The organism is Romboutsia sp. BSD2780061687b_171204_C1 (assembly GCF_015560225.1).
In the GTDB taxonomy this organism is placed as follows: Bacteria; Bacillota; Clostridia; order Peptostreptococcales; family Peptostreptococcaceae; genus Romboutsia_C; species Romboutsia_C hominis.
In genome coordinates, this window is record NZ_JADMRK010000011.1 from 38,878 (window position 1) to 50,483 (window position 11,606).

The 11,606-nt window shown below is 27.9% G+C and carries 13 protein-coding genes; 2 read left to right on the top strand and 11 right to left on the bottom strand.

Features of this window, described 5'->3' with window-relative positions:
* The first annotated feature begins 189 nt into the window (after positions 1-189).
* Positions 190-378, top strand: coding sequence for a hypothetical protein (locus I2H23_RS13335; RefSeq protein ID WP_195581766.1), 189 nt, complete (start codon positions 190-192; stop codon positions 376-378).
* A 58-nt stretch (positions 379-436) separates the two neighbouring features.
* Here the strand turns inward: I2H23_RS13335 and I2H23_RS13340 are convergent, their stop codons facing one another.
* The gene (locus I2H23_RS13340; RefSeq protein WP_195581767.1) at positions 437-1,024 is read right to left on the bottom strand and encodes a recombinase family protein; all 588 of its coding nucleotides are present in this window, start codon (positions 1,022-1,024) and stop codon (positions 437-439) included.
* A 349-nt stretch (positions 1,025-1,373) separates the two neighbouring features.
* Positions 1,374-1,541 (bottom strand): hypothetical protein, encoded by a 168-nt coding sequence (locus tag I2H23_RS13345; protein ID WP_195581768.1) that lies wholly within the window; start codon positions 1,539-1,541, stop codon positions 1,374-1,376.
* A 176-nt stretch (positions 1,542-1,717) separates the two neighbouring features.
* Between I2H23_RS13345 and I2H23_RS13350 the strand changes: the two genes are divergently transcribed.
* On the top strand, positions 1,718-2,077 hold the full coding sequence (locus I2H23_RS13350; protein WP_195581769.1) for a hypothetical protein: 360 nt from the start codon (positions 1,718-1,720) through the stop codon (positions 2,075-2,077).
* A gap of 83 nt (positions 2,078-2,160) precedes the next feature.
* Here the strand turns inward: I2H23_RS13350 and I2H23_RS13355 are convergent, their stop codons facing one another.
* The 9 genes from I2H23_RS13355 to I2H23_RS13395 all read right to left on the bottom strand — a co-directional run.
* Positions 2,161-2,406 (bottom strand): hypothetical protein, encoded by a 246-nt coding sequence (locus tag I2H23_RS13355; protein ID WP_195581770.1) that lies wholly within the window; start codon positions 2,404-2,406, stop codon positions 2,161-2,163.
* A gap of 89 nt (positions 2,407-2,495) precedes the next feature.
* On the bottom strand, positions 2,496-2,717 hold the full coding sequence (locus I2H23_RS13360) for a DUF1413 domain-containing protein (protein WP_195581771.1): 222 nt from the start codon (positions 2,715-2,717) through the stop codon (positions 2,496-2,498).
* Between the two features lie 66 nt (positions 2,718-2,783).
* Positions 2,784-3,419 (bottom strand): hypothetical protein, encoded by a 636-nt coding sequence (locus I2H23_RS13365; RefSeq protein ID WP_195581772.1) that lies wholly within the window; start codon positions 3,417-3,419, stop codon positions 2,784-2,786.
* Positions 3,420-3,724: 305 nt separating this feature from the next.
* Positions 3,725-5,413, bottom strand: coding sequence for an ATP-dependent nuclease (locus I2H23_RS13370; RefSeq protein ID WP_195581773.1), 1,689 nt, complete (start codon positions 5,411-5,413; stop codon positions 3,725-3,727).
* Between the two features lie 40 nt (positions 5,414-5,453).
* Positions 5,454-6,143, bottom strand: a complete 690-nt coding sequence (locus tag I2H23_RS13375; protein ID WP_195581774.1) for a hypothetical protein — start codon at positions 6,141-6,143, stop codon at positions 5,454-5,456.
* 72 nt (positions 6,144-6,215) lie between these two features.
* Positions 6,216-7,475 (bottom strand): restriction endonuclease subunit S, encoded by a 1,260-nt coding sequence (locus tag I2H23_RS13380; RefSeq protein ID WP_195581775.1) that lies wholly within the window; start codon positions 7,473-7,475, stop codon positions 6,216-6,218.
* 15 nt (positions 7,476-7,490) lie between these two features.
* On the bottom strand, positions 7,491-9,035 hold the full coding sequence (locus I2H23_RS13385) for a type I restriction-modification system subunit M (protein WP_195581776.1): 1,545 nt from the start codon (positions 9,033-9,035) through the stop codon (positions 7,491-7,493).
* The gene (locus I2H23_RS13390) at positions 9,026-9,625 is read right to left on the bottom strand and encodes a hypothetical protein (protein ID WP_195581777.1); all 600 of its coding nucleotides are present in this window, start codon (positions 9,623-9,625) and stop codon (positions 9,026-9,028) included. Before I2H23_RS13390 ends, I2H23_RS13385 begins: the two co-directional genes overlap by 10 nt.
* Before the next feature lie 118 nt (positions 9,626-9,743).
* On the bottom strand, positions 9,744-11,606 hold a 1,863-nt coding region (locus tag I2H23_RS13395; protein WP_195581778.1), incomplete at its 5' end, for a type I restriction endonuclease subunit R, EcoR124 family.

Genomic DNA, 11,606 nt, shown 5'->3' on the forward strand with positions numbered 1-11,606 from the left:
TTACTTTATCAATTCCAAAATAAAAAATTTTTATTGATGCTAAAACAAGTTTAGCAGCAATAAAATTTTTTTATTTGTTACATTGACAAAGCACTCGGAAATGAAAGCTTTATGGCAACAAGAAACAACCCGACAGGGGGGGCATAGTAACTTGATACTAATAAGTTTAAATTAAGGAGGATTTTAAAAATGAAAAAAATAATTTTATATGTTAAGAATGGTAAAGAATATGAGGTATACAAATTTGAAAATTTAGGTGAAGGACAGAAAGCATTTACGGAAAGACGTAAAAAGAAATTTGATTACTTAGAATTGGGTATAGATGATTTAGACCGAGAAGGAGGAAGATATGAAATAGTTAGAAGTATTCGCCTGTAATATAAACAAAGTGCCAAATTGGCACTTTATTTATATTACAATAAATTTTATATTAAATTTAAGATTTTTTAGAATCTAAAAGCTTCTTTTTATTTTTTGCTCTTATCAAAGTAGATTTACTTATTCCTGTAAGTTCCGTAACTTGTTTATATGTATGATTTTCTAATAAAGATAAAGCATGATCTATTTGTTTTCTTTTATAAACTTTAGGTCTACCTTCTACAAAGTTAGGGTCTTGTTTTGCTAATTCTTTTCCACTTTGAGTTCTTTCTATTATTATATTTCGTTCCATTTCTGCAACAGCTAATAATGTAGTAAGGAAAAACTTACCCATTGTAGTATTTTCTAATAAACCTACATTTAAAACATGAACAGCTACTCCTTTTTTAAATAGTCCTTCTATAATCTGAATACCTTCTACTGTATTTCTAGCTAGTCTATCTAACTTTGTAACAATTAAAGTATCATTTTCTTTCAAAGTATTTAGTAATTCATTTAAAATAGGTCTATCTAATTTTGTCCCTGTGAATTGTTCTTCTAAAATTTTAGTATCGGGATATTTTTCTAAAATTTCATTTTTTTGAGCTTCTAATCCAAAACCTTCTAATTGATTTTTAGTAGATACTCTTACATAACCGTAAAACATAAAAAATCTTCCTTTACTATTGATTTTAAGATGTATTTATGACACTAATATATGACACCTTTTAATATGTTGATTTTACTGAATAAAAAAAAAGGTGTCAATACTGTAAAGTTATGACACCTTGAAAGTTGTACATGAAAATATCTATTTATTTTTATATACAACTTTTGATTATATTAACTTGAAATATGAAACTTTAGCTTAAGATTAAATATATTTTTTATAAACTTTATACCAATATAACAAACTTCAATTACAATTAGACTAAATGATATTATATTGCTCCATAATGTTCTCCTATAAGTGGTTTAAACTTCATATTATACCTATAGTTACTAATGCTATAAAATTATCTACTTTCTAAATCATTAACTTTTTTCTCTAAGTTAGATATTATACTTTTTATTAATTTTCTATTTCTTATATGATTTTTAATAAATCCATATATAGCAATAGGTATTAGTATCCATAGTATAATATTTAAGATTTGAAAGAAAAATTCATATGTAATAGGCACAATTTCACTCCCTTTATATACTTAATTTGTAACATTATCTATCTCATTATAACATAATCAATATTTTTATAGTGTTCTAAAAAATCCCTGTTTTAATGTAAACATAATACTGTGTGTTATAATTAAGTAAATAATTGTATGATATTGTACATCTTTTGTTAGGAGTGGAAGTATTAATGGCTTATGTACATGAATTTGGAATAATTGATTGTATTGAAGAAAATATAGATTATAGTTATGAACCTAAAAAATATAATTGTATTTGTGTAGATGGTGACTTAATTGATGAAATATATCATAAGGAGTTTGGAAATAAAATGAAAACACTCGAAACATTTGCTCATAATACAAATAGACCATATAAAGATCTTGTATATTACGGAATAACTTTAATACCTCCAAGGTCTCTTAAACAATTTTTAAATATTGTTATTGAAGAAAACATAGATTGTAAATCAGAAGAACTTGAAATATTGATAAATAAAATATCTGATGCTATTAAAGAAGATAAGTGGTTAATTCATTATGGAATTTAATTAAATAGGAGAATATGTTTCTCTCTTTTTGCTAATAAAAAGAGAGTGAAATTATTACTCTCTTAGTTGTAAATCAAATGAAGTTAGTTATTACTATTTCTTATTTTTTCTTCTAATATTTCTGCTACTACTAGATATGCAATACCTACAACTAAAGAAACTATACTTAGTGTTGTAAGAGTATTCCCTATATAACTTAACATATCTGAAAATAGTTCTGAACCCCAAGAAGAAACATTCGAGCTAAAAATTGCTGCACTTATATATTTTGTTGAAAATAATATTGCTGATATTAAACAAAATATTGTTCCTGTCCCTCTTCTATTCATATTTTATCCCCCCCTACGTTGTTATTTATTTTTTAATTTGATAACTTAATTATATCATACCTTTAAATTTAGAGTGTACTTTAAGTTTACTATATTTTTTTATATCTTTGTGTTCCGCCATTATCAGGAAGTGCTTCTACCGATAATACATTTAAATCTACAACTTTCTTAAAGTTTTTGCCTAAGCTATATGTTTGATTTAAACTTTGTAAATTTGACCATTCTTTACTTGTAAATAAATCTTCTAATATAAATTGCTGATTACTTGCTAATGTTTCTAACCTTCCAATTGCTCTACTTAATAAATCCATCTATTCCACCTCTTTATATAAATTTAATATTAAATAACTTAAAATATTTTAAGTTTATTTTAATTATTAAACTTCATCAAAGAATATAGTTTTTATAAACTCGCCAACTCTTAATGATTCAGATTTTTTTAAATCCTTAGGTATTTCTATTTTTACATTTACGTCTGGCCTTATTGGATATTCAACCGTTATAAATTCTTTTTCGTCTAATTTATCTTCTACAACTTCTCCAAGTGCTATTTGAATATCTCTATATCTATGTGTTAGTTCTGCACATGTTTTTGGTACCTTCAAAGAGCTTCTTAAATCCAATGTTAAATCATTTCTTAAAACTGGCTCTCCAATCCATTTTACACCTCTTTGATGTGGATACCCTTCACCAGTAGCTTTAGTTTCATCATACCTATAATCAGTTGCTATTTCACCTATATAAACAATATCTCCATATGGTACAACTACATAATCTCCTCTGCTCATTCTATTTGCTATTATATCTAATGTTGATTTATCACTAGACATTGATCTAGCACTTTCATATTCATATGTATTATTAAGCATTTCTCCAATATCATTTATATCTTTTCCTACTAAACTATCTATATCATCCCAGCCTGCTCCAATTAAGTTATCTGATTTAAACTCTTTCATTCTATCAATATTATTTGGTAGTGGTCTAAACATCCATGCTCTTCTCATATTCATATCCCTTCCATTATTATTTGTTATCTAAATAATATCACCATTAATAAAGTAAATCAATAGAAGATTATAGATAATTATAAGTTATCTATAATCTTCTATTGATTTACTAATCATACTTTACTATTTTTTACGATATAGATTTAATAAATACCATAAACTTAAGCATTTTCAATATATTAATTATAAATATCATTAGTTATTTTTTATTTTTCATATGAACTATTTTAATTTATTTATCAAAGTTTGTCGAATTAAAAAAGATTGAATCATTTAACAATGATACAATCTTTAACTTTATATTTTAACTATATGTTTACTTGTGTAGCTGCTACTAACGATTCTACATAGTCCATATCATGTACTATTTCTTGGTTATCCATTATATCTTTAATAATTTTTATACATTGAACATCATCATCTATAGTTAAGTTTTTTGCATATTCATAAGCACTTAATGGCTTACCTTTTGTAGTATCTAATGTATATGCAGGATGTGCACTTTCAAAATTACTATCATGAACATACCTTCTTGATATGCCATCATATGCAACTTGATTCGACTCAACTACTTGCTCCCAGATTCTTAAATTTAATGTCCAAGCAGAATTTCTATTTCCTGCTTTATTAAACATCTCATCCCTATCATGCACTACATGATGCTTTATACTAAAGTGTGTTAGTATTTTTTGATAGAAGATCATATTATTTTTAGAACCTGTATTTAATACATATATATCTCTATCACTATAATACTTGTCAATTATATGCCTAAATACAATAGCTTCTGTATCTCCTTCAACTAAAATAACTTCATCTGAGTAAAATACCTCACATACATATGGATTAAATCTATTTATCATTTGTACATAATCTTTGTTTTCTTCAGACTGGAATATATTATGACCTACTTGATAAGTTTTTGTATATTCATTCTCATCTTTAACTACTCTTACTAATGATGAGTGTGGCTTTGATATATCCACCATTATTGGAGAATGTGTAGCACATAGTATTTGGAAGGGGCTGTCTTCAACTAAATCATATAACTCTTTTCTTAAAGACCTAGAAGCTTTAGGATGCATAAATAACTCCGGCTCTTCAAATAAAATTAAATACTGCTTTCTATTAGAACTTGTGTCATTCTTTAAAAATGCTATAAAGTTGAATAAAGCTTGTCTTATAATACCATGTCCATGCTGATTTATATTTTCTCTTCTTTCTATACCTTCCTTTATAACATTTACAGAGTGATTACCTTTAAATGCTTTTATAACATCTATACCTTCTTCATCCTTCTGTTCTATTTTTAATGTGAGCTCTGGAAATATATTATTAAATCTTTTACTAATTTTTTCATTATAATCTAATACATCATCTGATCCCGTTATCTTTCTTTGTAACTCTGTTATTTTATCAAAAGCTTCTTTGTATTCAGCTCCAAATCTATCCTCTATCTTTTTTAAATAATCCTTTTCGATTATCTCATTAACTTTCTTTTCAAATGACTCTGTAGTTTCTAGTGCATTAATAAATATTGGCTCTGGTGCATATTTAGTAAATAAACTGTCTAAACCTCCAAATCCATTTTTTACGAAATCTTTCACATCATCACTAGGATTGTATGTATACTTTGTAAAAGTCTTATCTGCCTTATCCCATACCTTTTTTATAATAATTCGATTTGTCTCTGGATTTACCCACTTATCAATCCAATCTGGCTCTTTTGATGAAAATTCTTCATTTTGTTCATCAAAATCTTCCTTCAAAAACTCTCCTATAATTTCGATATTATTACTCTCATCATAATTATAGAAATCAGACTTTTCCGCCTTTTGCTTTGAATTTACAAAGAACTCATATGCTCTTAAAAATGTTGATTTTCCTATATCATTCTGCCCTATTAAAAATATTATATTTGAGTCTTCAAAGTTTATTATATTTTGTTCCCCTTTTAAGCCTCTAAAGTTTCTGATTGTTAATTTACACAATTTCATATTTGATACTCCCCTATCTTAAATGATATTATATACATTCTTATACATGCGTATCATGTAAAAAATTAGAATGGTCACTAAAGTTCTGTATATGAAAATTCATATCATACTTAGAAAAATTTTTATTTTTCTTTTGAATATTTAACTCTGGAGAAAATAAATATATTAGCTGAGATTCTACACTATCTAATAATTCTAATGCCTTTTCTTTTGGTTGTATCCATTCTAACGGTAGATACTCTTTATCAGGTGTTAAAAAAACTACACAACAGAAATAAATATTCTTATCTAATCCTTCATATTTTGGATCATGTAGCTTTATAGCTACTTTATGTCCACCTGAAAATCTATTTTTTCTAGAAGATGTTTTTCCAATATATACAACTCTTTCTAACTCACCTCTACCTACTGTTACTATGTATATTGGATAGCAATGTCTTGGTGGCTTTCCGAGTTCTTGTTGAATCCATTCTGACTCTTCTTTATCTAAACTTGTATCAAAATCTCCATCTACTATCTCCATAGCTTCTTCTATATAATTTTTGGTATTAAACCATGATATCGATAAACTTTGAGCTGAAGCTCTATCTATTTCATGCAAATAATAATGTTTATCTAGACTTAAGAAACTTCCATATTCAAAGAGCGGTTCAATTTTATCTATAGTTGAAAATATAGGTAAAGTAGACCTTCCTTTAATCCATTGTGAAAGTGGTGAAAAATCCCCCATAAATAATTCTCCTTATATTTTTTCAATAATAATCACCTACATAATTTAGTTATCTAGGTGATTATTAATCTTTTATACAAATATCTGTTGTAATAATCCTTTTTTATATTCATTTAAAGAATCTAACTTCTCTTGCTCTTTAGCTATTTTAAAATCAATATTGTTCAGGAATTTAGCTATTTTTATTTGCTCTTGTTCTGTAGGCATATTTAATCTAATTTCCTTTAATTCAGTTTTATTAAATTTAGGTTGACCGCTCTTCGATGTTATTATATCTAAGCTATCTCTAAACCCTTTAGTACTAAACAATTGATATAAAAATAAATTAGAATTTTTAGAACTCCTTAAAAGGATGCTGTTCGGAGCTAAAACATTATTCTCATTTGGTAAGTTTTCTGGTTTTACAAAATAAACTTCCCCTATATTTCCAACATTAGGTAGTATGATACTTTCTTTATTTAAATTTACTCTATATAAAAATTCAAATGCATTTTTATCTACATAAACAAAATTATTACTATTTTTAAACTTACTTTTCAAATCAACAGTTCTAATTAGCTGGGCATAATCCTTATCATTCTTATATTGTACATTTTCCCTTATAGTTGCAAAACTTCCTGCTGCAACATAGTCTGTTATAATATCAATGCATTCTCCAAGCTTCTTCTCTTCCCACTCAGGATAATCTCTACCATCATCATCCTTAAACCTTAACTCCCTGCTAAAAATCTTTTGCATCATACCCTTCTTATAATCTTTAAGAGCCTCAACCTTCTCACCTTGAAGAGAAATCTTATCATCAATTAAAGAAAAGAAAGAAGCTATTTTTTCTTGTTCTTCTTTTGAAGGTAGATTTATTTCTACAGAATTAACTAATTCACTACTTATATTATCAACAACTCCTCCTGCAGCTAATCTTTTATATTGTTTCTGAATAGCTGGTGAAGTTAATAGTTGGCATAGATAGTCCCTATTAAAGTTTTTATTATAGTTTTTTAAAACAAACCATCCATCATGAATATATCCTTCAATAGCCATAATATAAGGCCTTCCAAAACTCATTGAATTAGATAAAATTAAATCTCCGACATCTACAAATCTTGATTTCTTTGCACCTTCAGGTGTTATTTTTTCTTTAGTTTCATATATTACAGTTGAGTCTTTTGAAACATCTCCAATTTTTATCCAGTTTACTCCATCATCTGAATTCGTAACATACTGATTTATAGGCCTAGGAGAACTTCCTCTTTGAAGTAAAACTAGGTCTTTAAACTTATGATGCTCTAAACCTTCACTAAACTCTTTAAATCTAAGCTTCGGTGTCTTATTCATATCATCCACCTCCCCTTATAATCCAAGCTCTTTTAAGTAAACTGCTAACTCATCATCAATACTAGCTATCTCTTTATCAATACTTTTAATTCTTTCACTAACAGCTTGTATATCTATTGGCTCTTCTTCCTCAAAAGTATCAACGTATCTTGGTATATTTAAGTTGTAATCATTTTCTTTTATCTCATCCATAGTTGCTACATAACTGTACTTATCAATAGTTTCTCTTTTCACATAAGTATCAACTATCTTATCAACCTGAGCATCTGTTAAATTATTTTGATTCTTTCCTTTTTCAAACTCATTAGAAGCATCTATAAATAATATATTATCTCCATTCTCTCTACACTTCTTAAATACTAATATAACTGTAGGTATACTTGTACCAAAGAATATGTTAGCAGGAAGCCCTATAACTGCATCTAATACGTTTCTTTCCTCTATTAGATACTTTCTTATCACTCCTTCTGCTGCACCTCTGAAAAGTACACCATGAGGAAGTACAACTGCCATTGTTCCTTTATCATCTAAATGATGAATCATATGTTGAACAAATGCAAAGTCTGCTTTTGACTTTGGAGCTAATTTACCATAAGCACTAAATCTTTCATCATCTAAAAACTTAGGATCTGCACTCCATTTAGCCGAGTATGGAGGGTTTGCAACTATGGCTTCAAACTTCATCCCTTCATGCTCTGGATGCTCTAATGTATCATCATTCTTTATATCAAAGTTTGTATAATCCACATCATGAAGTAACATATTCATACGAGCTAGGTTGTAAGTTGTTGATGTAAGCTCTTGTCCGTAGAACTTTCTAACTTTTGCTTCTTTTGCTACACGAAGTAGAAGAGAACCTGAACCACAAGTTGGGTCATAAACATCCTTTAAGTCAGTTTTTCCAACTGTTACAATCTTTGCTAAAATCTTACTAACTTGTTGTGGAGTATAGAACTCTCCTGCTTTTTTACCTGCATTCGCAGCGAATTGAGATATTAAATATTCATAAGCATCCCCAAGTACATCTATTTCAGAATCTTCATGTGCAAAGTCTATTTCTGCTATGTTCGCCATTACTTTAGCTATAAGTTTTGAACGACTTTTTACGTCTCTTCCTAACTTTGTAGAACCTAAGTCCATATCGTCAAATAAATGGTCAAAGTCTTCTTGGCTATCTGCTCCTAATGTAGATTCAGTTATATCATTTATTGCTCCTTGAAGCATTTCTATATCAAACTTTCCATCTTCTATTGCTTGAAGTAATGTTGAGAATAAGAATTCTGGCTCTATAAAGTATCCTAATTGCTCTAATAACTCTTCTTGTAATGCTTCTCTATATTCTTCATCCTCCCAAGCATCACGATAGCTTATATCATCTTCTGATAATAAGTCCTTAGCTCTATTTTCAACTTTTTCACTAAGGTATCTATAGAATATTAATCCAAGGATATAATTTTTAAATTCATTGGCTTCCATATTTCCTCTTAAATCATTTGCTATAGCCCATAATCTTGTATGTAATTCTCTTTGTTGTTCTTGTTGTTTTTCACTTACTTGCATGGCATTGCCTCCTTTAATTTATTAATCATTAATTGTTTATAAAAATCTTTTTCTAAAATACTTTTTTCATATAATGCTTTTTCTTTTTTTCTTCTTAGCTCATAGATTTTACCTAATTTTCTTTGTGTTTCAATACTAGGTAACTCTATTTCCAACTCTCTAAGCATCTGTACTGATAAAGCCATTATTCCCATAGATCCTTGTGTTGCTATTTGTAGTTGTCTTTTTATATTTGGATGCTCATTAAAATACCAAGTAAAATAATTTGGGTCTATTTTAGATTCATCTAAGTGCATATAAGCAAAGTTTGAAGGTATTATTTTTCCTTCATGGTGCTTTTCTATTACATAAGCTTTATGTACTGTAAGCCCTACAACAACTACGTTTTCTTTTGATAATAAACTTTTATCAAAAGTTTCTTTACTTACTGATACAGTTTTTCCTTCTGATTTTAAATCATAACTTCCCATTTCTATATTTAAATCTTGTATTGTAAATAAAGGTATTTCTTCTTGCAGTTCATCTGGTTTAGCTGTAATTCTAGATGTGGTTAATCCATGATTTACTTTCCCTAACTTTTCTAACTTCAATATAACACCTCCTTTTCTGTTATTTATATAAATAGCAGAGTATATTTTCTAATTTAAGCATAATAAAAATAGCAGAAAAGGTCAAGGGATTTTTCTGCTATTTTTTTAAATAACAACTTTATGCGAATTTTCTTACATGGTCATATATGAAATCTTTAACTCGTTTTGTAGCCTCTCTAGCTTTTAAAAGTTTAAGTTTCAAGTCATCCTTTACATCTGAATGTATTTTATTTTTTTCTATTATTCCAGAATACTCATACTCTGAAATATAACCTTTTATCTTATATCTGTTTAACCCTATTTCATTTGCAAAGGTATCTACTTCTTCTTCTCTTTTTACTTCTTCAAATTCTTCATAAGCAGTATCTATATCTGCATCAGTTCCGAGCTCTGGTACTACTTTATTTAAAAATTCTTTTAGTAAATCAACTTTAAGTCTTAACTCTTCATTATCTGCTCTATCAAGCTCTGTTATTACATTTTTAATATCACGAGCCTTTTTCTCTTGATCCGATAGATCTATATCTCTTATTAAATTCATTATATAGCTTACATTGATTTTATCACTATGCATAAGCTCTATTCCAAAGTCTATATCTGCTAGTATTGAAGTCTTTTCATCTTCTTGTCTTTTTACACTTTCATATATTGTAAAGTACTTACTTTTATAGTCTTGGTAGCTTTGTTCATCCATTCCTAGTTTTTCTTCTTCAAATTCAAACTCTGTAAATGTATTTAGCTTTGTTAGGACCTTTGTTAAGTCTCTAAATGCTAATATAAATTTCTTTTTATCTTCTTCACTTTGAAGACTATCTACGTCACTTGGTTCTGGTGTTAAATCTTTTAATTTCTTAAGCTCCTTATGCCATAAATCCAAGTAATACTCATAACTTTCCATTAATACAACATCAGTATTATCAGTTTGTGAGAATAAGCATAATGCTTCATCAGTTCTTTTCTTTAAGTTTCTATAGCAAACTATATTTCCATATGGTTTAGTAGCTTTTTCAACTCTATTAGTTCTTGAATATGCCTGTACTAAGTCATGGTACTTTAAGTTTTTATCAACGTATAAAGTATTTAATGTTTTACTGTCAAACCCAGTTAAGAACATATTTACAACTATTAGTATATCTATTTTTGCCGACTTTACTTTTTTAGATACATCTGAGAAATAACTTTGGAATGTATCTGTTGAATAATTGCAGTCAAACATTTTATTGTAGTCTGTAATCATTCGCTCTAAAGAATCTCTTGAGTGTTCTTCTTTTCCTTCACTTTCTTCATTAGCTCCAAAGCTAAATATTCCAGCTATTTTTAAGTCATGGTTTATAGCTTTAAATGCATCATAGTACTTTACAAGCATATCTATACTTTGAACCGTAAATATTGCTGTATATTGCTTATTTTTAGTCTTAGCACTATGAATATCTAAAATGTGATTTACAACTAAGTTTATTCTTTCATCACACATAAATACTTCTTCTTTATCTATTGCTTTTACTTTTTCATCATCTTCTTCATCAAATCCACCATCAAATGTTTTTATGTATTCAACTGAAAATCCAAGTACGTTTCCATCACTTATAGCATCTTTTATTAAATATGTATGTAAGCATTTCTCAAATAAATCTGCTGTCACTCTACCTTCTTGGCTTCTATTTTCAAAGAATCTTGGTGTACCAGTAAATCCAAAGTATTGAGCATTTATAAAGTGTTTATTTATTGCCTTATGCATGTCTCCAAATTGAGATCTATGGCACTCATCTATTATAAATACTACTTTCTCTTCTCTATATTGGTCCATTATTTTAGCATATTTATCATTCTTTATAGCATTAGCCATCTTTTGAATTGTTGTAACTATAAGTGGCTTATTTATATCTTTTATTTGTTTTACTAAGGTATCTGTTCTATCAGTTGTATCAACGCTATCAGGCTCAAATTTATTGAACTCTGCTATTGTTTGAGAGTCTAGGTC